The sequence below is a fragment of the Thermodesulfobacteriota bacterium genome (assembly GCA_026415035.1).
Classification (GTDB): domain Bacteria; phylum Desulfobacterota; class BSN033; order BSN033; family UBA1163; genus RBG-16-49-23.
In genome coordinates, this window is the sequence record JAOAHX010000002.1 from 59,801 (window position 1) to 85,138 (window position 25,338).

Sequence of the window (25,338 nt, forward strand, 5' to 3'; positions counted from 1 at the left end):
CCCCTTCCTTTTCCCGAAATCAGGGCCTTGGCATGCCCACCTCGTCCGGCCTGATCTTGGCCTTTCCTCCGTCGTAGAGGCCCCAGGCCGCATTGACGATGGATGGCCAGGCCTTTTTAAGGGCCTCTTCTCCATAGAAGGGGGCGACGATCTGACCTCGAAGCCGCGCAAATTCCCTCAACGATTTCGAGTGGGCCACCTTCTCCCGCCACACCTTGTTCATGGTCTCCACCACTTCCTTGGGGGCGCATTTCGGAATCCAGATGCCGAAGTAGATGGGGTCGGCCGCCACCTTGGGAAGCCATTTCGTTGCGGAAGGGACGGTTCCGTATCCATCGATCACCAGGTCTTCCGGGGTGAGGGAAGCCAAGGGTCGGAGCTTTTTGGCCCGGATCATCTCGATCTGTTCGCTGAGCAACTGCGTGGTGGCTATGGTCTCTCCTCCCACCGTGGCGATCACGGCAGGCGCGCCCCCGTCATAGCTGACCAGCTTGTAGTCTCCTCCGTTGGCTCGCTTGATGGCCTCGATGGCGGAGTGACCGGCCGAGGGAATTCCCGCGATCCCCACGGAGATCTTTTTGGGATCTTTCTTCATGAGGTCGAGAAATTCGGCAAAGTCTTTGATCGGTGCATTGGGATTAACAGAGACCAAGGTCGCATTGGCGCTGTTGAGATAGACATGCCAGTCCTGGACTTTGGTCTCAAGGGTACCGGTGATGATGTAAGTTCCCAGGTCCTTGATCGCTCCAGAGGCCCAGGTATAGCCATCGCAGGGGGCGTCGAGGACGCTCTTCGTTCCGATGGCGCCTCCCCCTCCGGGCTGATTCACCACGACGATCTTCTGTCCCAGGGCCTCTTCGAGGTCCCCGACGATGGAACGGACCGCTTGGTCTGTGGACCCTCCTGCTCCCCAGGGGACAATGATCCGGATCGGTTTGGTCGGTTTCCAGTCTTGGGCAGAGACCCCACCGAATCCGGCCATGACCCCGAGGATGATCAACCCGATGACCCACATCTTCCTTCTCATCCTTTGTTCCTCCTTTCCTCCTTAAGATTTTTTGGGAAGACTACCACATTCCATTTCTGGGTGTCAAAGACGTAAAAGGGGTGCTCGCTGCCTTCCCAAACTACCTCTGGCCGATCACCTCGTAGACCTGAACCGTGCTTTCCGTGTAGAGGGCCTTGATCTTTGGAGAGAGGGCTTGATGATCTGCCGACCCCCTCCAGGCCGCAGCGGTTTCGAGGGACTGGAATCGGATGGCCATCTGATACACGGACTCCTTTTCATGCTCTTTTAAGAGGGTGACCGATACGAACCCGGGCTGACGGGACATGGCCACGCTATATTCCTCTCTGAAAAGGGTTTCAAAATCCTTCTCTTTCCCGGGTATGACATGGAAGGTGACGTGCCGCTCGATCATCTTTTTCTCCTCTCGGGTTTCTTCTTCAGGTTTTTTCGAAGATCTCTGGTCGTCTGAATGGGATACCGGCCACCTCCATCGTCAGGGTGGGGTAGAGGATGGGACGGGTGATCATCTCCGGCCCCCTTGAGGTGGCGAGAATCGTGTCCTCGGATTTGGTTCCGGTGAGCGAAGGATTCCAGGTGAAGGCCTGATTCTCCTGGATGACGTCGGGTGTGCTGAAATGGGTCCGGTAGTCCCTGCCCGTGTAACCGATCGATCCCCCCTGGTGGTGGAGCCTCCATTCTTCAGGATAGCCCATTTCACGATAGGCCTCGATGCCTCTCTGAAGCACCTCCCGGGCCGGGATCCCCGGCCGGGTGTGGGCCATCATCGTGCAGTCGATGAAGACATTGGCATGATACTTCTCTTTCAACTCTTCCGGTGTTTTTCCGAAGTGGACGAACCGGGTCAGCGAGACGATGAGCCCCCACTTTCGGGCATTGACCGAAACCATCAAGATCTTTTCAATTTGTTTCTCGGTGGGGATGGGGTGACGAAACTTCGAAATCCTCTCGTCGGCGGCCGACATCAGGGTGATCGGGTCGATCCGATCCTTCCAGAGTTCCTGGCAAAGTCTTCCGACGACCTCGGACTCTTTTTCTCCCTGCCTCGTCTCCATCACGGTCTTCTCAAGGGCGAGGGAGACCTTCTCCCCGAGCCATCGGTACCGCTCCTGTTCTTCAGGGGTCAAGGAGTACCGAAGCCGGGCGATCTCCTCCGGGAGGACCGTCGCCTTCGGAAAAGGGGCATCGCTTCCAAGGGGGCCGTCTCCGACCAGGTCCTGGACGATCGAGACTTCCCGATCCTCATGCCAGGGGAAGGTTTTTACCTTGAACCCCTGCTCCTCCAGCCTCTCCTCTTCGATCATCCGGGGCGCCTCGATGTTGTTGGAGATGAGATATTTTGAATCATCCGTGATGAGAAGCGAGGTTGCCCCGAACTCGGTGGTGATCCCTACGAGGTTCAGACCGCCGCAGGTCATCCAGCAGAAATTGGCCTGCCGTTTGAGGAGCAGGCCCTTGAGTCCTCTCGATCTCAGAAATTCCCTTACCCGTCTCTCTTTCTCTAAGATTTCCTCTCTCAATCCCATGGGTCGCCTCTTCAGGGTGGAGTCTGAGAACCTCGGGGTTGGGAGAAGAGGGAGCGAGGAAATTGGCTCCCCCTTCCCAGATTTTCCGATCCCTTTTCGCAGTTATTGGGCCAGCACCTCTGCCCAGGTGGTGACGGTCCACTGCGTCTTGAAGAGCTCGTTGACGGCCTCCTTTGCCTTCTCCCGGAAGGAGGCGGCATCGGGAATGATCACCTGCATGCCAAACCTCTGGAGTTCGACCAGGAGGGCGGCCTCGCCTGTCTTGATCTTGTTGAGGGCCCACTCCTCGGCCTCCTTCCCTGCCCTCACGATAAGGTCCTGGTCGGCTTTGGGCAGTTTGTCGAAGAAGGGCTTGTGGATCAGAAGCCCTGCGGTCTGGACCAGGTGATTGGTGATGATCAGATGGCTCTGGACCTCGTAAAGCTTGAAAGAGTGGATCTGGGGGAGGTCTCCCTCGGAGGCCTCGGCTTTCCCTTCCTTCAAGGAATTGTAGAGTTCGGGCAAAGGAATTCCGATCGGATCCGCGCCGATGGCCTTCCAGACCGCCATCCAGCTCGGGATGGGCGGAAGCCTCAATTTCAGGTTGTAGACGTCGGCCGGCGTATAGATGGGCCGTTTGGCCGTGGTCTGCCTCAGCCCCCTGTAGATGGTTCCCAAGAATTTCAGATCGTTCTTTTCGAGCTGGGCCCTGGCCTCTTGTCCGAGCCGGCCGTTCCAGACCCTCATGTAGTGATCGAAATCCCTCATGACATAGGGGCCGGTGAAGAAATAGTACGGGGGGGCATAGTATTCGAGAAAGGCGGTGCCGTTGGACTGCATCTCGATTTCGCCGTTTCGGTTCATCCTGTTGATGTCGATTTCGCTCTTCGTGCCGGCATCGATCTTCACCTCGATCCGGCCCCCAGTTCCTTTCTCCACGATCTCTTTGAACTTTTCAGCCGCCTCGACGACGATGCCGCCTTTGAAGGGGCTGGCCAGACGGATCGTCGTCTTCTCCTGAGCCCTGACGATGGGAATCGCCTGGATGGCGAAGAGAAAGGCAAGGAGAGCGATGGCGAGAAAGACCGAAACCCATTTGATCGCTTTCATGTCGTTAACCCCCTTTCCTCTAAAAGATTATTTTTTGATCTCCTTGACCAGTTTCCCATAGAACTCGTGGTCCTGGGCCATCAGTTTCCCGAAGGCCTCCGGCCCGAGATAGGAGAGGTTGACCGCCATATCCTTGGCCGTCTTCTGGAAGGCAGGGTCCTCCATCCCGGCTTTGAAGGCGTCATGGAGCTTCTTGATCACATCGGGAGGTGTCCCCTTGGGTGCGGCCAGGCCTCGCCACATCCCCATCGCAAAGTCGATGCCCTGCTCCTTCACCGTGGGCACATCCGGGAACATTTCCAAGCGCTTCTCTGCAAAGAGGGCGATGATCCGGAGTTTTCCGGCCTTCACGTGCTCGATGCCCTCCGGAGGGGAGACCGAGACGGCGTTGATGTGGCCGCCTAAGATGGCCGTCACCGAAGGCCCTCCGCCGGAGAAGGGGATATGGTTGAATTTCACTCCCGCCGCCTTTTCAAAGGCGAGGGCGACCAGGTGAACTCCACCACCTGCCCCGGAATTCCCGACGGTGATCATGTTCGGATTCTTCTTCGCATAGTCCACCAGTTCCCGGACGTTCTTCCAGGGCATATCCGAGCGGATGAGAAACATCGAGGGATCGCTCACCACGTTGAGGATCGGTTCGAAATCCTTATAGGTGTAGGCCGTCGTCACCTGATGGGGAAGGATGGTCAGGGGAGTGACCGCGGCCGTGAGCGTATAACCATCGGGTTTGGCTTTGGCCCCCTCAGTGTAACCGACCGCGCTCCCGCCTCCGGGACGGTTGACGACCACCACTGGCTTTCCCAGATGTTTGGCTGCATAGGGCGCCAGGGCACGGAAGATGAGGTCTGTTGCACCCCCCGCAGCCCATGGGATGATGATCTGGACCTCTTTTTCAGGAAATCCCGCTGCCTGAAGGGGGAGGATCATCATCAGGGAGAAGGCAAGAATCAGGGTAAAAAACCTTTTTATCATGGCCGCACCTCCTTTTGCTTTGAACGAAAGACTTTCACCTCACAGGATTACCCCAACCAGAGCACTCAGGATTTCAACCTCACCTCCTTTCCTTTTCGAAAGGTTCTGAAAAGGGTCTTCACCAATGGAAAGGCGAGGAAAAGGGCCGTTGCGACGAGAAAGACGAGGGAGATCGGCCGCCGGGTAAAGATGGCGAAATCGCCGTGGGAGATCATCAGGGATTGCCGAAAGGCCACCTCCAGCCTCGGGCCGAGGACCAGGGCAAGCAGAAGGGGCGCTCCCTCGTAGGCCCATTTTCGCAGCAGAAACCCGATCGCCCCGAACAGGAGCATGACCCAGATGTCGGGGATGGAGTTGTTCACCGTATACATGCCCGTGAAACAGAAGAGGATGACCAGGGGAAGGAGGATCCTTTTCGGGATCCTCAAGATGTTGGCAAAAAGGGGCACAAAGGGCAGGTTCAGGATGAGGAGGATGAAGTTGCCGATATACATGCTGGCGACCACCCCCCAGAAGAGCTCCGGATGTTGGCTGAGGAGAAGGGGGCCCGGAGAGACCCCGTGAATCAAGAGGGCTCCGAGAAGGATGGCGGTCGGTGGAGCAAAGGGGATTCCGAGGACGAAGAGGGGGATGAAGGCCGATTGGCAGGCAGAGTTGTTTGCCGACTCGGGACCCGCCACCCCTTCGATGGCTCCCTGCCCGAAGGCTTCGGGGTGTTTCGAGAGTTTCCTTTCCACCATATAGGAAGAGTAGGTGGCGATGACGGGCGCGGGTCCCGGAACCAATCCGACTCCGAATCCGATTCCCGCTCCCCTGAGGATGGAGGCAATCGATTGTTTGAGGTCCTGAAGAGAGGGGTAAAGGTCTCTCAAACGGGGGACGATCACCTTCTGATCGAGGAGTTCCTGGGGTTGGTGGACGTTGGTGAGGACCTCGCCAATTCCGAAGAGCCCGATGGCCACGGCCACGAATTCGATCCCGCCCAAGAGATAGGCCGAACCGAAGGTGAACCTGGCATCTCCGGTGACAGGGTCGAGGCCAATGGTCCCGATGATCAGACCGATGGTGGCCATCATCAGGGCTTTAAGCAGAGACGTCCCCGTGACGTTGCTCAGGACGATGAAACCGAAGATCATCAGCGAGAAATACTCCGGAGGTCCAAAGGCCAGGGCGGCCTGGGCCAGGGGAGGGGCCAAAAAGACCAGCCCGAAAAGGCCCAATGTCCCGGCGATGAACGAGCCAATCGCGCAGATGGCCAGGGCAGGACCCGCCCTTCCTTTCTGGGCCATTTTATATCCATCGATACAGGTGATGACGGAGGCGGTCTCACCCGGCACGTTGAGCAGAATGGAGGTCGTTGACCCTCCATACATGGCCCCGTAATAGATGCCGGCCAGCATGATGATGGCAGAGGTGGGATTGAGGCTGAAGGTGGCAGGGATGAGGAGGGCGATCCCCGCGATCGGTCCGATGCCTGGCAGCACCCCGATCAGGGTCCCGACCACCGCACCGACCAGGCAGTAGAGGAGGTTATGGAGGGTGCCGGCAATGGTAAACCCCGTAGCGAGATGTTGGAGCGATTCGAGCATCTATTCTCCTCTGATCCTATGCTATGCCCTGGGCCTCCTCCTCATAGTCCGATCCATCCCTTTGGCATGGGGATCTTCAACCATTGGACGAAAAGAAGATAGGAGACACAGGCCGTCACCAACGACAGGAGGACGTTGAAGGTCCACCGTTTCATCCCGAGGATCCTGAGAAGGGCCATCATCAGAAGGAAGGCCGTGAGGGGATATCCCAACGGGTCGAAGAGGAGGATGGCCAACGCCATGGCTCCAAGAAAGAGGGTCATCTGCTTTGTGGCTACAGACCCTTTGGGTGGCGCCCCTTCGGCAGGGGGCGTTTTTCTCTGAAGAAGGATCTGCTTGGCAATGAAAGCCGAGGAGAGGGCCATCAGGAGAAGCCCTAAGCAGAGGGGAAAGAGACCTGTTCCCGCCATCCGGAAGGTCCCGATCGGCATCCTCAGCGAGAGAATGGTGGTGATGGCTCCGAACAGGAAAATGGCGATCCCTACGAGGATCTCGTCTTTTTTCAATCCGTTCCCCTTTCCCCTCTCCCCTTTCCCACCCAGAGGGTGAGAGGCTAATCCATCAAGGCTCCCCCATTGACATCGAGGATCTCGCCCGTGATAAAAGAGGCCTCTTCCGAGACCAAAAAGAGGACCGCCTCGGCCACATCCTCGGGTTTTCCGAGTCGGCCGAGGGGAATGGAGGCAATGATCTCCTTTCGCCTCTGCTCCGACCACTGGGCACTCATCTCGGTCTCAATGGCATGGGGAGCCACGCCATTGACGTTGATCCCATAGGGGGCCAACTGTCTTGCCAACGTCTTTGTGAGGGCATCGATGCCGGCCTTTGAGGGGCCATACCCAGGGGCTGAGGTGATGTCTCCCATCTTGCCCGCGATCGAAGAGATGTTGATGATCTTTCCACTCCCCTGTTGTTTCATCGTCTCGACGACGGCCTTGGAACAGTTAAACGTCCCCTTGAGATTGACCTCGATGACCCGATCCCAGTCCTCTTCGGTCACGGTATCGATCGTCCCCCTTCGGATGATCCCCGCATTATTGACGAGGATGTCGATCCGGCCTCCGAAGGCCCTCTTCACCTGCTCGACCATCTCCTTGACCTGACCACTTTTAGAGACGTCGCAGGGGACGGCGATGGCCTCGCCCCCTTTCTTCTCGATCTCTCCCTTCAGGGCCATGGCTCCGTCTCGGTCGAAATCGACGATGGCCACCCGGGCCCCCTCTCGGACGAAGGTGAGAACGATAGCCCTTCCGATGCCCCTTGCCCCGCCGGTGACGATCGAGACCCTGCCTTTCAATCTCATCTCTCAACCCTCAGTAGACCTTCCCGAAGACGAGATTTGGAAGAAAGAGGACAATCTGGGGGAAGAAGATGAGCATCAGATCGACCAGCAAGATGGCCGCGATGAACGGGATCGACTCTTTGATGTAATCCTCCAGCCGGCAATCGAGGATGGAACAGACCGTGTACATGGATACGCCGACAGGGGGCGTCACCAATCCCAAAACGATGACCAGCATAAAAATAATTCCGAAATGGACGGGGTCCACCCCGACCTGTCTCACCAGGGGAAGGAGAATGGCCGTAAAGAGGAGGATGATGACGACGCTTTCGATGAACATCCCCGCGATGAGAAGAGCGAGGACGATGACGATCAACAATAATTGAGGATGGCTGACGATCCCCAGCATAAATCCTGAAAAGAGGTCCCCGATCCTTTCATACGCGAGGCCGTAACCGAATATCCCCGAAAGGGCGATGATGAGCATGATTGAGCCGATGTCCACAATGGTGTACTCAAGGGTCCTCTTAAACTTCTCCCAGGTGAGCTCTCTGTAAAAGAAGGCGCCGATCAATAAGGCATACACCGCGGCAAAGGCGCCTGCTTCGGTCGGCGTGAAGAGGCCAAACCGGATCCCTCCGATCAGGGCGATGGGGAAGAGGAAGGCCCAAATGCTGTCGATCAACGCCAAGACCACCTCTTTAAGGGAGGGAGGCTCCCGTTCGGGGAGATACCCTCTCTTCTTCGAGGTGATCGATACGGTCACCATCAGAAAGGCCATCATCATGAGCCCCGGGATGATCCCGGCCGTAAAGAGCCGGCCGATGGAGACCTCTCCGATGGTCCCGTATAGGATCAATCCGATGCTGGGCGGGATGATAGGGGTGATACAGGCGGTAATGGTCGTCACGGCGCTCGTATAGCCTTTGGAAAAGCCCTTTTTGATCATCTCCGTTCCGAGGATGCGGGCCTCCATGGCGGCATCGGCTATGGCGGAACCGGAGACGCCGCCCATGAGGGTGCTGAGGACGACGTTGGTCTGGGCGAGGCCACCGCGCATATGGCCGGCAAGAACAAGGGCCAGCCTGATCAGTCGGTTCGTCAATCCTGTTTCGTTCATCAAATTTGCGGCGAAGATGAAGAGGGGGATGGCGAGGAGGGGGAAATTCTGGGTCTGGGAGATGGCAAGCTGGATCGGCATGGTGAAGGGCAGTTGGGGGTTCTGGAGGAAGAAGACCATTCCTGCGATGCCGATGGCAAAGGCGACGGGCATCCCCATCACCAGTAAAACGATGAACACGATAAAAACCCAGAGCATAGGACGGACCTCATCAAGGGGGTTAAAGGGTATTCCGAACCTTTCAGCACCTGTCAAGACGAAGGAGACACAGTGGCCTGGCCGGCGATTTTTCCCCTCAATTTGAGCAGGGTGGTGATTACCATCAACGCACCGCCTACCGGGACGCTGATCGTCACCCAGGTGTAGCTAAATCCGGGGATTCCTTGAAACTGTCTGAACCGGGTCGTATAGGAAAGCCACGCACCGAAACCGATGAGGGTCAAGAGAAAGAGGAGGATGATCGATAAATTCACCACCTCCATCAGACCTTTATACTTCACCGGCAGTTTGTTGATGAAGTAGTCCACGCTCATCAGCTTGTTCTGCCTCATGGCCACATCGGCACCGAGGAAGGTGCACCAGGCAAAGAGGCAGACTGCCAGATCCACGGACCAGTTGATGGGATACCCCATATACCGGGTGCAGGCGGCCACGAAAATGAGTGCCACGAAGACGATCAGAAAGACCTTGATGATAAAGACCTCGCCTTTACAGATGTACTCATAGACTTTTTTCATAGAACGTTCTCGCCGACAGGGAGCGCATGAACCGATTCTCCCGCATGGGGAGATTCCGGTCCATGCGCTTTGGAAGTCCTCTTTTACATCGTGGGGCCTTTACTTCCTGAATCCCATCTCCTTATGGACTTTCTCCTTGACATCGGCGATCTTCAAAACCTCGTAGGCCTTCTCTCCAGCCCTCCGGAAAGCGGCGATATCGACTTTATCCGATAGAACCATTCCTCGCTTGAGGAGATCCTCCTTCACGTTCTTTTCGTTATCGAGGATCGCCCTGGAGGTCTCCATCCCGGCCTTGTCACATTCTTCGACCAGGATTTTCTGGTAATCCGGGGGCAGCGCGTTGAACCACTTGGCGCTGACGACCTCGAAGTTGACCAGCATGATATGCCCGGTCTCGGTGATGTATTTGAGGACCTCATAGAACCTTCCGGCCGGGATGTTGTGATAGACCAACTCGACGCCATCGATCACCTTTTGCTGAAGGGCCGGATACATTTCCCGGAAGGGAAGGGCCACAGGGGTCGCACCGAGGGCGCGGACAGATTCCTGCCAGATGGGCGCAGGGGGAGTGCGGATACGGAGCCCTTTTAGATCTTCTGGGGAGCGAACGGGCTTGTTGGTGAAGAAGTGTCGGTAGCCCTGAACCCAGCTGAAGGATAAGACCTTTATGCCGAATTTATTGGCAAGCTCGTCCAGCCAGGCCTGGACCGTCGGCATCTTCCTCAACCTTTCCACCCCTCCGAGGGTTTCAACAAAATAGGGGCCGTTCATGACCGCGATTCCGGGGACGTACATGCCCATCCTCGCCGAGTCGGTATTCTGACCGATGTTGGCCCCGGCCCTGATCTGCTCCAGGATGTCTTCTTCCACGCCGAGTTGAGCGCTGTGAAAGACCTCGATTTTGAGACCGCCCTTGGTTTTCTCCTCCACGGCCTTTGCCCACTTCTGAAATCCTAAGTGATACGGTTCGGTCGGTCCAAGGACATGGTTAAATTTTAATGTGTATTTGGCCTGGCCGAGCGCAGGTGTTCCGGAACACATCACTCCCAGCACCAGACCCATCACCATCATCATGGATAACTTTTGAAGGCATTTCATCTCTCTTTCCTCCTTACGCTTAAAAAATCTTCTTCCCTCGCTCATCCTTCGGCTTTCTACCTGTCAATGGCCTATGGCACTTCATCTCCCTTCCCGATAACCCAGACGCTGGGAGATCTTCGATGCCGTTTCCATCACCTCCTTTTTTAGGACTTCCTGGGCCAGTTTTTTGGTGATCCGAAAGGCAGGCCCAGAGATGCTGATGGCGGCCACGGGGCGGCCGGTCCGGTCATAGATCGGAGCGCCGATACATCGCACCCCTTTTTCGTTTTCTTCGTTATCAATGGCGTATCCCTGACTCCGGACTATCTTCAGGTGATCCTTGAGCTGGGCGACATCGGTGATCGTGTTTTCAGTCCTCTTCTGGAGCTCTTTTCCCTTCAAGAACTGGTTCAGCTCTTCCTCGGAGAAGTGGGCGAGGAGGACTTTTCCAACGGCGCTGCTATGGGCCGGATTGCGAAGGCCGATGCGGGAGGCCATTTTCAAGCCGCTGGGATTGTGATCCCCTTCGACCTTTTCGATATAGACGACCTCGTTATGATCGAGGATCACCATGTGGATGGTCTCCTTGGTCTTTTCGGCCAGCTCTTTTAAAAAGGGTTCGGCCTCTTTTCTAAGGTCCAGTTGGTTTAAGAGGATATTTCCAAGTTCCACCAGTTTGAATCCCAGCAAGTAATATCGGGTCTTTTCGTCCTGACGGACATATCCGAGATAGGCCAGAGAGGAGAGGAGACGGTGGGTCGTCCCTTTGGGAAGGTTGACCTTCGAGGAGAGTTCTCCGAGGCTGATGCCTTGAGGATTCTGTCCCAAGATATCGAGGATCAGAGACATCCGTTCGATGCTCTGGACGAGATTGTTGGGCCGGGAACTTGGCTGGGATGCCATGGTCATTCCGTATTATGAAACTTAATTCCAAATTATGGTAACAGGCTTGCTTAGGGATGTCAAGCCCCCGATTGCGGAAGCTTCTCTTCGCTGCGGTTTTGATTTATTTTCGGGGAATGTGTTAGGAAAAGGGAGCGGAAGGAGATCGGGGTTTCAGGAATGAAAATACCTAAAGAGGAGGAAGGAGGATGAAGGCCTATAAGGTCCTGCTCTATGAGGATATGCGTGAAGAAGGCAAGGAAGTCCTGAGGGAGAAGGCCGAGATCGTCTTTGCCAAAAACCTCGACGAAGCTACCCTGGTCGAACAGGTCAAAGAGGTGGACGGGATCGTCATCCGGGCCAATGGGAAGGTGACCCGAACGATGATGGAGGCAGCTCCAAGGCTCAAGGTGATCGGAAGGCACGGCGTCGGTGTGGAGAATATCGATGTGGAGGCGGCCACTGAGAAGGGCATCTGGGTGGTGAACACGCCCGATGCCAACGACCTCTCTGTCGCAGAACACTTTTTCGGTCTGGCCCTGATGCTTTCGAAGATGCTGAAGAAAGGGGATCTCGCCTTGCGGGAAGGCCGGTGGGAGGCCCGCTATCAATATATCGGCCGAGAGCTCCACGGAAAGACGCTCGGAATCCTCGGCTTCGGGCGTATCGGAAAGTCGATCGGCCGCATCGCCTCCCAGGGGTTCAAGATGCGAGTCCTCTATTACGATGCCTTTCGGTTTGAGGAGGTGGAGCGGGAGATCGGGGCGGTGAAGGCCTCTCTGGAGGAGGTCATGTCCCGGTCGGATTTTATCTCCATCAACCTCCCCCTCGTCCCGGCGACGAGAGGCCTCGTCGGGGAGAAGGAATTGAGGATGATGAAACCCACCGCTTATATCCTCAATCTCGCCCGAGGCCCCATTTGGGATGAAAAGGCCCTCTATCGGGTCTTAAAAGAGGGGGCGATCGCGGGAGCCGCGGCCGATGTCTTCGAGGTCGAGCCCGCCTCGAAAGACCACCCCCTGCTCGAACTGGAGAATTTCATCGGAACGCCCCATATGGCCGCCCATACCGAAGAGGCCCTGAAGAAGATGAGCCTGGTGACAGAAGACATTTTGAGGGTTTTCGAAGGGAAAGAGCCCCTCCATCCGGTGAATCGTCCAAGACGATAGGCGATGTCCAGGCAGGATCGTCCGGGCCCCCTGTTTCGGCATCTCAAAAAGGCCTGCTTCATCCGCCGCCCCAACCGTTTCTTGGTCGAATGCCGCCTCGGAGGCCGGCCCGTCCGTGCCTTTCTGCCCAATCCAGGACGGCTCCAGGAGTTGCTCCTACCCGGACGCACGATCTACCTCACCGCAGATCCTAAAACCCCGCATCGAAGGACCCGTTATACCGCCGTGGCCGTCCTCAGGGAAGGCCATCCCATCCTCCTTCACACCCACAAGACGAACGAGGCGGCTCGCTTTCTTATCGAGGAAGGAAGGATTCCTGGCCTGAAGGGAGCCCGAATCCTCCGGTCTGAAGTACGGATGGGCCATAGCCGATTCGACTTTCTCCTGAAAAGGGGCCGGCAAGATATCCTCCTGGAGGTGAAATCCTGTACCCTCGTCGGAGAGAAGGTCGCCATGTTTCCGGACGCGGTGACCGAAAGGGGAGCCCGGCATCTCAAGGAGCTTGCGGCCCTTGCTGAGAGGGGGGCGGAGACGATCCTCCTCTTTCTCGTCCACTGGCCCTTTGCCAAACTCTTCCTGCCCGACTACCACACCGATCTCGAGTTTTCGAAGGTCTTGCTCGAGGTCCGCAGAAAGGTAAAGGTGATCCCTCTCTCGATCGGATGGCGGAGGGACCTCTCGTTATCGCCTGAAGTCCATCGGCTTCGAATTCCCTGGAGTCTCATCGAGCAGGAGGCCCAAGACCGAGGGAGTTATCTGCTCCTCCTTAAACTCAGGCGAGATAGAAAACTCTCGGTCGGGAGTCTCGGTCGCCTTCCTTTCAAAAAGGGTTTTTATCTCTATGTGGGCTCTGCGATGTCCCAGCTCAGCCGTAGGATCGAGAGGCATCGCCGTTTGCGGAAGAGGCACCGCTGGCATATCGACTTCCTCAGGGAAAAGGCCCATTTCTGTTCGGCCTTACCCATCCGGTCCTCGGCCCGCCTGGAGTGTGAGATCGCGCAAGCCTTGGGTAAGGTCTCCGAATGGACGGTTGAACGTTTTGGATGTAGCGACTGCTCCTGCCGGAGCCATCTCTTCGGGATGTCGGAGGATCCTCTCCGATCCGAGGCCTTCCAAAAAGTCCTCCAGCATTTCAGAATGGATCGCCTTTTTGCCCGATCTCGTGGCGCCTAAATCCACGCCTACATCCAAAGCAGGAGGGCCGAGAGGGTTAAATCAGCGGCAGGGGATCGGTCCAGGCGAGGCCTCGGAGGTCGCCCATCGAATCCCAATCGAGTTGGGGATAGGAGATCTCAGGTTCGATCCACAAGGTCGAGAGATGGAGATGCGGGGGAAGGCCACGGCGCGGATCGGTTGGGGCCAAGGTGGCGATGGGTTCTCCTGCCCTGAGGATCTGTCCCACCTTTAAAGAGGGGGACGGGATCGTGTGGCCATAGAGGGTGATCCATCTCAAACGGTCCGTCCTGAAACCGTGATGTTCCACGACCACGGTCCTTCCGATGAAATCGTCCATCACTTTCACGACGATCCCGTCATAGAGGACCGGTATCTTCGTGTTTTCCCGTAACGCGTGAAGGGATCCCTCACGATCCGTAAAGAGGCAAAGATCGATTCCCTCATGAGGCCTCTGGCGTCTGCCCCGGTCGCCCCACCATTTCTCCGTTGCCCTGAATAACATGCCGGGATAAAAGAACCACCTTTTAAAACCCAGGGCATCGAGTCCGTTCTCCCGGATCAGGCAAGCCGTAAAGGGCGATCTCTCGATCGCTCCTTTTGCGAGGGGATCACAAGAGATATCCTGATTTCTCACCGCTTTATACGTTCCCCTTTCCAGGGGATTGTTCCTCTCCAGGGCTCTTCTTCGCTCTCCACCGTTCCTTCGAGACGATCCCCTATCACCCGACCGACGAAGGTCATCAGGACATCGCTTCCTTGGAGCCTGGGTCGAATTCCGAAGGTCAGTCGGTCTCCCAGGAGATGGGGGTTCATCATGGGGAGCCTCTGCCCCAGGATCGTCAGGGTCCCGCCGATTTTTTGATATTTCTGATGGATGGTCAACAGGCCTTGGGCCTCTCCCCCGGGGAGGGGGAGGTTCAACCGCCATTCTCCTTTCACCGTGGCTGGGATGACCCAGTAGAAGACGAATCGGTCCCGGATCTGGAACCGGTCGTCCGGTTCCCAGTCGGCCATGTCAAAGGTGTAGGAGACGACCCGCGCGCCTGGCCGGAGTTCACGAAACAGTTTGGGCCGAAGCTGGTAATTCAGATCGTTGAGCAAATAAAGGGTGACGACGGTCGCCTCCCGGATATCGGCCTGGAAGAGGTCTCCCTCGATAAACCTGGTCCGCTCGGCTACCCCGGCAAACTCGGCATTCTCTCTGCTCTCCTTGATGCGCGCGGGGTCGATATCGATTCCGACTCCCCGGGCGCCGAATTTTTTGGCCGCCATGATCACGAAACGACCATCGCCGCATCCGAGGTCATAGACCACATCCTCCGGGGTCACCCCTGCCCTCCAAAGCATGGCCTCCACCACGTCCATGGGCGTCGGATCGAAGTGGACATCGGGTGGCCGGCTCTGGGAGGAAGCGGAGCATGGTAAGAAGCTGATCGCCAGTAGGAGAAAGAGGGATCCGTACCTCCAAAAGGCCATGGCTCTTCCTCAAGCTCTCTTCATCTCCTCTAAAACCGATTTGGAGGCGTTGTACATGAAACCGATGTCCGTGGAGCAGGCGAGTACGGTCATGCCCCTGGCTCGCCACTTCCTCACCAGTTCGGTGTTTCCGATGTGGATGCCCGAGGCCTTTCCCCTCTTTTTGGCAACATCGATCACCTTCTCGATGGCTTGCGAGATCGCCTCGGATCCCAGTTGATCGGGGATGCCCAAGGAGATGGAGAGGTCATTGGGACCGATCAACCCCACATCGATCCCCTCCGTACCGAGGATGGCCTCGACGTTCTCGATCGCCTCGCGGGTTTCGATCTGGGCGATGATGAGGGTATGTTCGTTGGCCTCCTTCATGAACTCGACCGCCTTGAGGGGCTTGTAATCGGTCTGTCCGGTCTGGGTGCCGAATCCCCTCTGGCCGATGGGCGTATATTTGCTGTACCGGACGATGGCCTCTGCCTGCTCTTTCGTCGAGGTCATCGGGACCATGATCCCTTCGGCTCCGGCATCGAGGACCCTGGAGATGAAGAACGACTCGAGGTGGGGAACACGGATAATGGGAGCGATCCTTGCGGATTTGGCCCCCCGGATGAGGTCGGCCACCGTTTCCATACCGTAGTTGCCGTGTTCCATATCGATGAGGACGAAGTCATAACCCACCGAAGCGAAGACCACTGGCGCCCCCGGGTCACGGGCCTGCCGGATCATCGTCCCGTAGACGCATTCTCCTGCCAATACCCTTTTTCTCAGACCTGCCCAGCTCATAAGTCCCTCCGGAAAGAAGTTCGAAATTGGAATATCGAAATTGGAAACGACATTGATGTTGTGTCCTTGCGAGGAGCATTGCGACGAAGCCATCTCAAGACAGGATTGCCACACCCTTCGGGTTCGCAATGACTAAAATCACGGTGATTTGGTTTGTATCGTCTCGGTCCTTCGAATTTGTTTCGCCATTCGGATTTCGTGCCTCCGAGTTCACTCCTTCAGAGGAGCCCCATCTTCTTTAAGATCTCCTTCAATTCCTCCTTGGCCTTGGGGCTGATCTCTCCCACAGGTGGGATGCCCACCCCGGCCTCGATCCCGATGAGGTTGAGGGCCTCTTTGATGACCACGGGAAAGGTGCCGAGGTCGAAGGCCAGCCTGAGAGGGGCGAGGCGGTACTGGGCGGCCAGGGCTCTTCGATGGTCCCCCGCCAGAAAGGCCTCGTAGATTTCCACGATGATCTTGGGGGCCACATTGGCGGTGGCCGCAATGGCGCCTTTCCCCCCATAACAGAGGGTTCCGTAGATCAGGGTATCCCGCCCGGCAAGGACCGAAAATTTCTCGTCGGTCCGCCGGATATATTCGGCCGTCAGGGTGAGATCGCCGGAGGAATCCTTGATGCCGACGATATTTTCGATCTGGGAGGCCCGGACCACAAAATCGGCAGAGAGGTTCACATTGGTTCGAGCCGGGTTGTTATAGAGCAAAACCGGAAGGCGGGTGGATTTTGCGATGGAGGAATAAAAATCCATCAATTCTGCCTCATTGGGTTTGATGAAGAAGGGGGTCAGGACAGAGACGGCCTGGACTCCTGCGGCCTCGGCCATCTGGGTCAAGGCCACCGCCTCACGGGTCGTGATCGCTCCGGTTCCGGCATAGACAGGGACGCGGCCCCGGGTTTCATCGACCACGATCTCGATGATCCTCTTCTTCTCTTCGAAGGTGAGGGCGTAGAACTCTCCCTGACTTCCCACGGGAAAGAGGCCGTGGACGCCCCCCTCGATCAGATAGTTGGTGAGTCTCCGGAGAGCCGATTCGTTGAGTTTTCCATCTTTAGTGATGGGTGTCACCATGGCTGGGATGATCCCTTTGGGTTGAAAGTCCATGTCTTCCTCCATCGTTAGGGTCCGAGTTCCGTCCCAGCCCCGACCTTTTTGAGGATGGGGAGGGTTAAAAGCCCGTCCGGTATTAAAACCACCCTCGCCTGGGGATTCTTCTTCAGTTCCCGGTCGAAAGCCTCCTGGAGGGTGGGAGCCGATTCGAGATACAACTCTTTTAACGTCTCCTCCGGAAGAAGGCAATCGGTCATCACGATCCTGGCCTGTTTCAGAATCCACGCCAAGATGAGGGCCTTCTGTTCACCAGGGGCGAAACCTTCCTCGCGGGAGATGGCGATGATGTCCTCTACGTCCTCAGCCCTTCTCATGATCTCGCAGTATCCTGGATGTCCGCAGCCGTCTTCACAGGGGGCCGGGATCAGGATGGCCCCTCCTTGGGTGACCACTGGTTCGGGACCGAAGACGACCACATTGGCGGCACGGGTGGCCTGGTAGAGGTCGAGCGATTTCGGGTAACTGACCCCGCTCACGACGATCTCGCCGGGATGTTCGATCTCGACCTCGTAGAGTCGGCGGGCCACCTTCACCCCTTCGTTAAAGGCCTCCACTGGATCTCCGGCCACGACCTTCACCACCTCTTTCTTCCCCGTCTGAACCACATTGACGATGAAGTGGAGCCCAAGGGCGTGGGCCGCTTCGGTGAGAAATCTTCGGAAGAGGTTTCCCTCGGTCACCCCGAGGCGGGTCTGCTCGAGCATCGGGTAATTGTGGGTGGCAGCGATGGTCTCCTCACCTGCCACGCCCACCGCGAGGCTCTTGACCCCCCCACTGTAACCGGCGAAGAGGTGCGTCTCGATGACGCCGGTAGAGATGCGGAGGTCGGCCTCGGCCACGATCCGATTGAAGAGGAGCGGAATTCCGCTCGGCGTTTTACCCAGGTGAACCAGGGCGTTAGGGTCGTAAGGGTTATGATTGACGAAGGGAATCTTATCGACGATCTCTCCGAACTTGTTGCGTAGCTCCTCGGGGGTGTTCGGACGATGCGTGCCCGTGGCGACGACCGCGGTGATATCCCTTCTTCGGATGCCCCCTCGTTCGAGTTCATGGAGGAGCAGGGGGAGGATCGTCTCTTCTGGAAGCTTGCGGGTGATGTCGGTGACGATGAGCGCGACCTTCTGCCCTGGCCTGGCCAGGTCCCGCAGGCCCGGAGTTCCGATCGGGCGGGAGAGGGCCTCCTCGACGGCCTTTTTGACATCGGCTACCGGCGTCATGGGCTTGGATTCCACCCATTGAACCGGGACGAAGTCCGGGATCTTCAGGTCAATGATCTTCTTCCCGCAGGGGATCGGGTAGCGTCTCATGCCTATTCCTTCTTAGGGAGAGGTGGGTCATGTTCGGTCAACTATGGGGCCCCTTTAGAGAAGGCCGGCGATGGCTTTGGAGAATTGACGGAGGTCCTCAAGGTCTTTTTGAATCGTCTCATCAAGGACCTGGTAATCGACCTTCCAGTACATGTGGACGAGTAAATTTCGGAAAACGGGCCATCTTTTGTAACTTCTCTGATAATTCCGAGGGAGGAGGCCAGCCTCTCCTAAGATCGCAAAGCAATCGGCGTAATCCTCTGGCACCCTTTTGAGATGCTTTGCGGCGATGTGGAAACACAAACCAAGGGCAGCTTCCATGGCCACCAGAAGACGATAAGCCCCGATATCCTTCAGGTCCTGGTCCTTCAAAAATTCTTCTTTCGATATTTTTTAATTCTTTCAAGACGGTCTAAGGACTCTTCGATTTCTTGACAACGGGTTTTCACCAACCCTACGTTCAGTTTCATGACCCAAAGGCCTCTTTGATTCCCCTATGAAGGAGGGGTTTGATATCGAGGTACTTCCGGATGGCGTCCTCCACGATGGAAACGCGGAGCGCCTCGTTTCGTTCCAACATCAAGATTCCCCGGACCACCTGGTAAACAAATGAGATGGGGGCGAAGTTTAAAACTCGGACATCCAAGGGGACCTTCACCTCCTTGCTCAGGGTCTGGCTCAACGCAAGACCGAAAGAGGTCGCCTCTTCCTGCCCAATCTCCGAAAGATAGATGCCGATATCGACGTCATGGAAAGGGAGATTTTCCGCAAAAGACCCATAGAGATAGGCAAAGGCAATTTCGGGGTAGCCGATCAGCAACTCCCTGAGCTGTTCGGTCATCCTTTCTCTTTGAATCGGGTTCGGGGAGAAGACTTTTCGTCCCATGTCCTCATCTCAATCCCCTCCATCCTCCTATCACAAAGGAGGACACTTGACAACGTAGGCATTCAAACCTTCATCGGCAGCTGCCCTCTCTCATTTACCATCTCCCTGATCCGTAGGAGGCGCTCGAATTTGGCATCGGGAGGGGTCGTGTCGCTCACGCTCAGGATGAACCGGTCTCCCGGGGCGATCTCCTCGAAGAGCCTGGCCATGAAATTCTCAAACGCTTCGTCCGACATCGCCGATTCGAGGAGGGCGATGGAGGGGATGCCGCCAAAGATCGTGACCTTTCCCTGAAAGGCCTTGCGTGCCTCCGAGAGCGTCACCTTGGTCATGGGGTGAGGGCAGAAGGCCTCTGCGACGTCGATGCCGCTTTCGCGGATCAGGTCAAGGAGCCCCTGATTCTCGCCGTCGCAATGAGAGAGAAGGAACTTCCCATGCCGGTGCAACACTTCGGAACATCGTTGAAGCGTGGGCAGAAGATGCTCCCGGAAGAAGGGCGGATAGGTGATCATCTCGTCGTAGTTGGCTCCGAAGTGGACGACCTCGGCTGGAGAGAGGGCATGGATCCGGATGAGCTGCTCGAAGTAGGGTTCCATGTCCTCGCTGAGCTGTCTCAACTCTTTCGGGTGATCGTAGAGTTCGAGAAAGAAGGCGGCGGGCTCGAAAAAATGTTTCAAGATAGGTGCATCGGAGAGGCCGAGGGGCTTGCCCAGGCCACGACGAGCCCCTTCTCTCCCACCTCTCTCTGATATTGGGAGAAGGATTCATAGGCGGGATGGACCTTGATGTTCTTGAAGATATATCCCACCACCTTGTAGTCCTCTGGACGCCTGATCACGTGCTTTGCGATCCAGGTCTGGGAGATGCCGTCCCGTCGCATCTTCTCGGTATAGACCATCTCGCAGGAGACCGATCCCAGCGGGGTGTGATAGAGGACGGTGATGGTTTCTCCCTCCCGTTTGACCTCGCGATCGACCCCTACGAGTTCGGGTCGGCAGGCCATCTCTCGCAACCGGTAGATTCCGAGTCCCCGGTCGATCGTATCCTCCGGTGAGCGGGTGTTTTGAAAATCTGGGATCACCTTATGATGGCCTCCGCCGATGTAATCGGCCACCTCCTCGAGGGAGGTCTCTTTTCCAAAAGGGGGGGGCAGGGTCCCTCGATAACGATGGGCATTAAACCAGAGATCGATCCTCGGCACCCAGGGGAGATGGTCGCTCCACTCGCCCCGGATGGCCCTTAGCATCCGCTCTCTCATGGTTAGCGGTTCTTTCCCTGCCAATGGTTTACCTTTAAAAAGAGGCGAGTCGTTCCCTTTCTCGGGGAACGACTCGCCCTCTTTCCTTCCTTCCGTCAATCTCATTCCAATTTGATATTGAATTCCTTGATCAACCTCCCGTAGTGCTCAAACCCTTCCTGGAGGAATTTGGCGAAGGCCTCGGGTCCTTGGTACAAGACCGGTTGTCCGATCTCCTGCATGCTCTTGATGAACTCCGGATCCTCGCAGACCTTCTTGAACCGCTCGGCAAGGTACCGGATGACCTCGGAAGGCGTCCCTTTGGGAGCGGCGACACCCTTCACCGAGCCGGCGGTGACGACGTTATACCCCAGTTCCTTCAGTGTCGGGGTTTCGGGAAGGGCGGGATCCCTCTCCTCCAATGCCACGGCGATCGGGATCAACCGTTTCGCCTTGATGTGGCTGATGATTTCAGAGGGATGGTTTCCTCCGGTATCGGTCTGCCCTCCGACGATGGCCGTCACCGCCTCGGCCCCACCCCTGAAGGGGACGGTCACGATTTTTAGGCCGGTGGCCTTCCCGATGGCCTGAAAGGTGATATCCACGGACCCGGCCCTTGTGGAGACCGAGGCCGTGACCTGATCCCTCTTCTTCCCCCACTCGACCAACTCTTTAAAGGTCTTGTATGGGGCGTCCCCCCGGACGACGACGACTACCGAGTGGATGGAGAGGCGGCAGACCGCGATCAGATCTTTGAAGGTGTCGTAAGGGAGTTTCTGAAAATGGGGGGTGACCAGATCGTGTCCGGACCCGTACCCGAGGTAGAGGGTATATCCATCGGGTTTGGAACGGACCACCCCTTCCGTTCCCGTGACCCCACCTCCACCGGGTTTGTTGACGACCACGAGGGGTTGATCGAAATATTTGGGGGCATATTTGGCCACCAGACGGGCCAATACGTCTGTAGAGCCGCCCGCTGCAAACGGAACGACCAGCTCGATCGGCTTGGAGGGAAATTTTTCCGCTGCCGATCCTACGCTGGAGAAGGCCAAAAGCGACGTTAACAAAAGGCTTAGAAAAATCTTCTTCATCTTCTTCCTCCTCCTCTTTTAAAAAATTGGATGTCTCATCCCTTGCCAAAGAAAACCTCTGATCCCTTCACCTCCTTTATTGGCCCGGATCCGTTTTCCCCTGGATCCTCCCTTTGGTCCATCTCCGACGCAAGACCCACCCGATCTGAAGCAGGATGAAGAGAATGAGAAAGCCCATCATGGCCCCCGAGATCGGACGCTTGAAGAAAATCCCGGGATTTCCGGCGGACATGAGCAGGGCTTGGCGGAGCGACCGCTCGAGGATTGGCCCCAAGACAAAGGCGAGGATGAGCGGTCCGGGTTCGAGCTCCACCTTCCTGAAGAAGTAGCCGATGACCCCGAAGAGGCCCATGACCCAGATATCGAAGACGGAGTTTCGGATGCTGTAGACCCCCACACAGCAGAAGAGGACGATGATGGGGGCAAGGATGGCATAGGGAACCCGCAGAAGCTGGGCCCACATTCCTACGAGGGGAAGGTTGAGGATGAGGAGCATCCCGTTCCCGATATACATCGAGGCCACCACGCCCCAGAAGACATCGGGCCTCTCGGTGATGAGAAAAGGCCCGGGTTGAACCCCCTGGATGAGGAGCGCGGCGAAGATCATGGCGATGGCCGCATTGCCGGGGATGCCGAGGGTGAGCAGGGGGATGAAGGAGGCGCTCGCTGCGGAGTTGTTTGCCGATTCAGGCCCAGCCACCCCTTGAATGGCACCCTTGCCAAACTCTTCGGGATGCTTGGAGACCTTCTTCTCCACCGCATAGGAGACGAGGGAGGAGATGACTGCGCCGCCTCCAGGCAGGATCCCGATGAAGAATCCGATCAACGATCCTCGAACGATGGCCCATTTCGATTCGGCCCAATCCTTGAGGCTCGGCCAGAGATGGGTGATCTTCTGGGTGACGACCTCTGTTTTCAGCTTCCGTTCGAGATTATAAAGGATCTCTCCGATGCCGAAGAGCCCCATGGCCAGCGTGACGAAGTCGATCCCCTCCTGGAGCATGAAGAGGCCGAAGGTGAACCGGATGGCCCCCGAAATGGGATCCAGTCCGATCGACCCGAGGAGCAGGCCCAAGACGATCATGATCAGCCCCTTCAGGACGGAACTTCCTCCGAGGAGGGTGGCGAGGAGAAGCCCTAAAAGGGTGAGGGAGAAATATTCGGGCGGTCCAAACTTCAAAGCAAACTCGGCCAAAGGCGGGGCGACGAAGGTGATCCCGATCACCCCGACCGTGCCCGCGATAAAGGAGCCGATGGCGGCGATCCCAAGGGCAGGACCTGCACGGCCTTTCTGGGCCATCTTGTAGCCGTCGATGCAGGTGACGACAGAGGCCGCCTCTCCCGGGATGTTGACCAGGATGGAGGTGGTCGATCCTCCGTACATGGCGCCGTAGAAGATCCCGGCCATCAGGATGATGGAGGTGACGGGAGAACCTATTTTGAAACTGAGGGGGAGGAGGAGGGAGATGGTGGCTGCAGGGCCAAGTCCTGGGAGGATCCCCACCACCGTCCCCAGGAAGGCTCCCAGGAAGGCAAAAGTGAGATTGGTGAGCGTGAGGGCGATTCCAAAGCCGTTGAACAATCCCTGAAAGGTTTCAAGAATCTCATTCATCCAACGGATCCTTAACCCGAAAAGAAACCCATGGGGAGTGGGACTTCCAGGAGCTTCCCGAAGATCAGGTAGAGAGAGGCGGTCACGGCGAACGATAACCCGATCACTCGAAACCAGCCGAGTTGTTCGATCACCTTCATCCAGGCCAGCAGAAAGAGGAAGGTCGTCAGGGGAAACCCCAGCCGTCCGATGGCCAAGGCATAGGAAAAGAGGATGAGGACGGCGAGCAAGGGCCGAAGCCAGGTCCGTTCCGGCCAGAAGGGCTTGGACCCCTTCCCCTTCCCGAGGCGGGTGAGGATCAAGATCGCGGAGAGGACGATCAAGGCGATGGAAAGACTGAAGGGAAGAAACCCCGAACCGGGATGCCGGAGGCTTCCCATCTTGAGTCCCACCGAGCTTAAGGCGGTCACCACGCCGATGACGAAGAGGACCGCGCCGGTCAGCCTATCCCACTTTTCGATCGTGCTCACCTCCCCGGTCAGGTGACGGTATTGTAAATTAAATTCGGAAGGGGCGTCAATATCGATGAAGTCCAATAAGATTGCTTTCGGGGATGAGGAAAAGTTGGAACAAGGGGGTCTATTCTAAGCGTAATTTAAGAGAAACATGGGGTTCAATCTTTCAGGGAAAAGAAGGGAATCCTAAGACCCATCAAATGGACCGGGCCAGCTCCCCTTCCCTTTTCCCCTTTTCCGTGTTACAAATCATTTCATCTCTGTAGGGGTACTGGAGGACCCAGTTAGGCTTACTTACTCCGAAATATCTTTGCCCCCGCCTTTGCTTCATTTCAACCCCCATGGCGACCATCACGATATTTATCCTTTTATTCTTCCTCCTCATATTGATGATTCTTTCCTTCATCGCATGGAGGAGGTGGCGCAGAGGGGTCTATTTTAAAAGGCTCGATCAAGAGGTGGAGCGGATGCGCCCCCTGATCGGGAAATTTATAGAAGAGCCGAATTTGCCCGTCCCGGTCGAATGGAAATCTTCGCCAAACACGGTGAAGTGGCAGGCCATTGAGAGAGTGCTTTTGCGTTTGAGAAACACGGCCCCGGCGGACCGACAGGCCTCGGTCGAAAGACTTTTTCATCATTTGGGGTATGCCGAATTTTATCAATCCCTTCTCAGCAAGGGAAACCGGTGGAAGCGCGCCCTTGCCGCGGAGCGATTGGGAGCCATGGGAGCCTCTGCGGCTTCCATCGAAGCCTTAATCCAAGCGTTGAGGGACCCTTCCAAAGAGGTACGGTCCATCGCCTTACGCTCTCTCGCCCAGATGGCTGATGAACGGTCGATCTCCTTTCTGGTGAAGGAACTTCCCCGGATGGTTCATCCTGAGACAGGGGTTTATCTGGCGACGCTCAAAAATGCTATGATTCGCATGGGTGAGTCGCTCCTTCCCGTCCTTTTGCCCCACCTGGAGACCGATGATCCCCACGTGCTCTGTTTGGTGGCGGATGGTTTGGGAGAGATCGGATCGAAGGAGGCGACTCCCTATCTGATCCGCCTCTTAACCCATCCTGACCCCGAAGTGAGGGCCAAAACGGCCAAGGCCATTGGAAAAATCCATGATCCTTCTGCCGTCCCTGCCCTCCTGGCGATGGACCGGGAACCGGTCTGGTACGTTCGGCTTCAGGTGTGCCATTCTCTTGGCCTCTTAGGAGATGAAAGGGGAATTGATTTCCTGAAGGATCGGCTCGTTGATGAGAGCTGGCAGGTCAGGGCTGCGGCTGCCGAGGCCCTCATTAAAATCGGTCCGCCCGCCCTTCCCTCCGTTGTCAGGATGCTCCAAGAAAACAAGGATCGCTATGCGAGAGAGCAGATCGCTGAGGAACTGCAGCGGTCCGGCATGGTTGAGGAGTTGATCCACTCCTTGGGGGATCCTGACGATCCTCTGTTAGATTTAAAACGAAGCCTGTTCATGGCTCTGGTCTCCTTGGGGATGACGAATTTCTTAAGATGGGTCAAGGAGAACCATCCTTCGGTGGGGGTTCGAAGGGAAGTCTCCCTTCTCTTAGAATCCGCTGAGTCTTCGGAGGGAAGCTCCCACAGGAGGACCGAATGAACCTCTCCACCCCTGACCTCTTCATCCCGATCCTCCTTGGGTTCAACTATTTTGTGATCTTCTATTTTGGGTTCGTCAACACCATCTATTTTGCCCTGCTCCTCCTCTCCCTCTTCACCGCTC

The 25,338-nt window shown here is 56.7% G+C and carries 28 protein-coding genes; 3 read left to right on the plus strand and 25 right to left on the minus strand.

Annotated features, from left to right (window positions below; translation table 11 throughout):
- Nucleotides 1-19 precede the first annotated feature (19 nt).
- The 12 genes from N3G78_01770 to N3G78_01825 form a co-directional block, all read right to left on the minus strand.
- Nucleotides 20-1,027, minus strand: a complete 1,008-nt coding sequence (locus tag N3G78_01770; protein MCX8116645.1) for a tripartite tricarboxylate transporter substrate binding protein — start codon at nucleotides 1,025-1,027, stop codon at nucleotides 20-22.
- 100 nt (nucleotides 1,028-1,127) lie between these two features.
- A complete protein-coding gene (locus tag N3G78_01775) occupies nucleotides 1,128-1,421 on the minus strand; it encodes an antibiotic biosynthesis monooxygenase (protein ID MCX8116646.1) in 294 nt (97 codons plus the stop codon).
- Nucleotides 1,422-1,446: 25 nt separating this feature from the next.
- Complete coding sequence (locus N3G78_01780; protein MCX8116647.1) at nucleotides 1,447-2,553, minus strand: M24 family metallopeptidase; 1,107 nt, start codon at nucleotides 2,551-2,553, stop codon at nucleotides 1,447-1,449.
- A gap of 102 nt (nucleotides 2,554-2,655) precedes the next feature.
- The gene (locus N3G78_01785; GenBank protein MCX8116648.1) at nucleotides 2,656-3,642 is read right to left on the minus strand and encodes a TRAP transporter substrate-binding protein; all 987 of its coding nucleotides are present in this window, start codon (nucleotides 3,640-3,642) and stop codon (nucleotides 2,656-2,658) included.
- A 27-nt stretch (nucleotides 3,643-3,669) separates the two neighbouring features.
- Nucleotides 3,670-4,617 (minus strand): tripartite tricarboxylate transporter substrate binding protein, encoded by a 948-nt coding sequence (locus N3G78_01790; GenBank protein MCX8116649.1) that lies wholly within the window; start codon nucleotides 4,615-4,617, stop codon nucleotides 3,670-3,672.
- A gap of 65 nt (nucleotides 4,618-4,682) precedes the next feature.
- A complete protein-coding gene (locus N3G78_01795; protein ID MCX8116650.1) occupies nucleotides 4,683-6,206 on the minus strand; it encodes a tripartite tricarboxylate transporter permease in 1,524 nt (507 codons plus the stop codon).
- 41 nt (nucleotides 6,207-6,247) lie between these two features.
- Nucleotides 6,248-6,712, minus strand: a complete 465-nt coding sequence (locus N3G78_01800; GenBank protein MCX8116651.1) for a tripartite tricarboxylate transporter TctB family protein — start codon at nucleotides 6,710-6,712, stop codon at nucleotides 6,248-6,250.
- A gap of 47 nt (nucleotides 6,713-6,759) precedes the next feature.
- The gene (locus tag N3G78_01805) at nucleotides 6,760-7,509 is read right to left on the minus strand and encodes an SDR family oxidoreductase (protein MCX8116652.1); all 750 of its coding nucleotides are present in this window, start codon (nucleotides 7,507-7,509) and stop codon (nucleotides 6,760-6,762) included.
- A gap of 10 nt (nucleotides 7,510-7,519) precedes the next feature.
- Nucleotides 7,520-8,806 (minus strand): TRAP transporter large permease, encoded by a 1,287-nt coding sequence (locus tag N3G78_01810; GenBank protein MCX8116653.1) that lies wholly within the window; start codon nucleotides 8,804-8,806, stop codon nucleotides 7,520-7,522.
- Between the two features lie 53 nt (nucleotides 8,807-8,859).
- Nucleotides 8,860-9,345 (minus strand): TRAP transporter small permease subunit, encoded by a 486-nt coding sequence (locus N3G78_01815; GenBank protein MCX8116654.1) that lies wholly within the window; start codon nucleotides 9,343-9,345, stop codon nucleotides 8,860-8,862.
- Between the two features lie 99 nt (nucleotides 9,346-9,444).
- Nucleotides 9,445-10,446 carry a C4-dicarboxylate TRAP transporter substrate-binding protein gene (locus tag N3G78_01820; protein ID MCX8116655.1) on the minus strand — a complete coding sequence of 334 codons (1,002 nt, stop codon included), beginning with the start codon at nucleotides 10,444-10,446 and terminating at the stop codon, nucleotides 9,445-9,447.
- Between the two features lie 81 nt (nucleotides 10,447-10,527).
- Complete coding sequence (locus N3G78_01825) at nucleotides 10,528-11,331, minus strand: IclR family transcriptional regulator (protein ID MCX8116656.1); 804 nt, start codon at nucleotides 11,329-11,331, stop codon at nucleotides 10,528-10,530.
- Between the two features lie 188 nt (nucleotides 11,332-11,519).
- Between N3G78_01825 and N3G78_01830 the strand changes: the two genes are divergently transcribed.
- On the plus strand, nucleotides 11,520-12,479 hold the full coding sequence (locus N3G78_01830) for a hydroxyacid dehydrogenase (GenBank protein ID MCX8116657.1): 960 nt from the start codon (nucleotides 11,520-11,522) through the stop codon (nucleotides 12,477-12,479).
- A gap of 3 nt (nucleotides 12,480-12,482) precedes the next feature.
- On the plus strand, nucleotides 12,483-13,652 hold the full coding sequence (gene sfsA / locus N3G78_01835) for a DNA/RNA nuclease SfsA (GenBank protein MCX8116658.1): 1,170 nt from the start codon (nucleotides 12,483-12,485) through the stop codon (nucleotides 13,650-13,652).
- Between the two features lie 37 nt (nucleotides 13,653-13,689).
- Here sfsA and N3G78_01840 read toward each other — a convergent pair whose 3' ends face one another.
- From N3G78_01840 to N3G78_01900, 13 genes are all read right to left on the minus strand, one after another.
- On the minus strand, nucleotides 13,690-14,289 hold the full coding sequence (locus tag N3G78_01840) for a M23 family metallopeptidase (protein MCX8116659.1): 600 nt from the start codon (nucleotides 14,287-14,289) through the stop codon (nucleotides 13,690-13,692).
- Nucleotides 14,286-15,131 carry a class I SAM-dependent methyltransferase gene (locus N3G78_01845; protein ID MCX8116660.1) on the minus strand — a complete coding sequence of 282 codons (846 nt, stop codon included), beginning with the start codon at nucleotides 15,129-15,131 and terminating at the stop codon, nucleotides 14,286-14,288. The genes N3G78_01840 and N3G78_01845 overlap by 4 nt, the downstream gene beginning before the upstream one ends.
- A 9-nt stretch (nucleotides 15,132-15,140) precedes the next feature.
- Nucleotides 15,141-15,911, minus strand: a complete 771-nt coding sequence (locus N3G78_01850; GenBank protein MCX8116661.1) for an aldolase/citrate lyase family protein — start codon at nucleotides 15,909-15,911, stop codon at nucleotides 15,141-15,143.
- A gap of 218 nt (nucleotides 15,912-16,129) precedes the next feature.
- Nucleotides 16,130-17,026: a 4-hydroxy-tetrahydrodipicolinate synthase gene (dapA, locus tag N3G78_01855; GenBank protein MCX8116662.1), complete on the minus strand. Its 897-nt coding sequence runs from the start codon at nucleotides 17,024-17,026 to the stop codon at nucleotides 16,130-16,132.
- Nucleotides 17,027-17,028: 2 nt separating this feature from the next.
- Entirely contained in the window at nucleotides 17,029-18,327 is a 1,299-nt protein-coding gene (gene larA / locus N3G78_01860; GenBank protein MCX8116663.1) for a nickel-dependent lactate racemase, read from the minus strand.
- 54 nt (nucleotides 18,328-18,381) lie between these two features.
- Nucleotides 18,382-18,717, minus strand: coding sequence for a DUF86 domain-containing protein (locus N3G78_01865; GenBank protein ID MCX8116664.1), 336 nt, complete (start codon nucleotides 18,715-18,717; stop codon nucleotides 18,382-18,384).
- Between the two features lie 76 nt (nucleotides 18,718-18,793).
- Nucleotides 18,794-19,213 (minus strand): nucleotidyltransferase domain-containing protein, encoded by a 420-nt coding sequence (locus N3G78_01870; protein ID MCX8116665.1) that lies wholly within the window; start codon nucleotides 19,211-19,213, stop codon nucleotides 18,794-18,796.
- A 62-nt stretch (nucleotides 19,214-19,275) separates the two neighbouring features.
- Nucleotides 19,276-19,890 carry a hypothetical protein gene (locus N3G78_01875; protein ID MCX8116666.1) on the minus strand — a complete coding sequence of 205 codons (615 nt, stop codon included), beginning with the start codon at nucleotides 19,888-19,890 and terminating at the stop codon, nucleotides 19,276-19,278.
- On the minus strand, nucleotides 19,887-20,459 hold the full coding sequence (locus N3G78_01880) for a hypothetical protein (GenBank protein ID MCX8116667.1): 573 nt from the start codon (nucleotides 20,457-20,459) through the stop codon (nucleotides 19,887-19,889). The genes N3G78_01875 and N3G78_01880 overlap by 4 nt, the downstream gene beginning before the upstream one ends.
- A gap of 113 nt (nucleotides 20,460-20,572) precedes the next feature.
- The gene (locus N3G78_01885) at nucleotides 20,573-21,541 is read right to left on the minus strand and encodes a tripartite tricarboxylate transporter substrate binding protein (protein ID MCX8116668.1); all 969 of its coding nucleotides are present in this window, start codon (nucleotides 21,539-21,541) and stop codon (nucleotides 20,573-20,575) included.
- Between the two features lie 76 nt (nucleotides 21,542-21,617).
- Complete coding sequence (locus N3G78_01890; GenBank protein MCX8116669.1) at nucleotides 21,618-23,153, minus strand: tripartite tricarboxylate transporter permease; 1,536 nt, start codon at nucleotides 23,151-23,153, stop codon at nucleotides 21,618-21,620.
- An 11-nt stretch (nucleotides 23,154-23,164) separates the two neighbouring features.
- Nucleotides 23,165-23,689 (minus strand): tripartite tricarboxylate transporter TctB family protein, encoded by a 525-nt coding sequence (locus N3G78_01895; GenBank protein MCX8116670.1) that lies wholly within the window; start codon nucleotides 23,687-23,689, stop codon nucleotides 23,165-23,167.
- 115 nt (nucleotides 23,690-23,804) lie between these two features.
- Nucleotides 23,805-24,014 (minus strand): hypothetical protein, encoded by a 210-nt coding sequence (locus N3G78_01900; GenBank protein MCX8116671.1) that lies wholly within the window; start codon nucleotides 24,012-24,014, stop codon nucleotides 23,805-23,807.
- Between the two features lie 61 nt (nucleotides 24,015-24,075).
- Here N3G78_01900 and N3G78_01905 point away from each other — a divergent pair, with 61 nt between their 5' ends.
- A complete protein-coding gene (locus N3G78_01905; GenBank protein ID MCX8116672.1) occupies nucleotides 24,076-25,215 on the plus strand; it encodes a HEAT repeat domain-containing protein in 1,140 nt (379 codons plus the stop codon).
- Nucleotides 25,216-25,338: the final 123 nt, after the last annotated feature.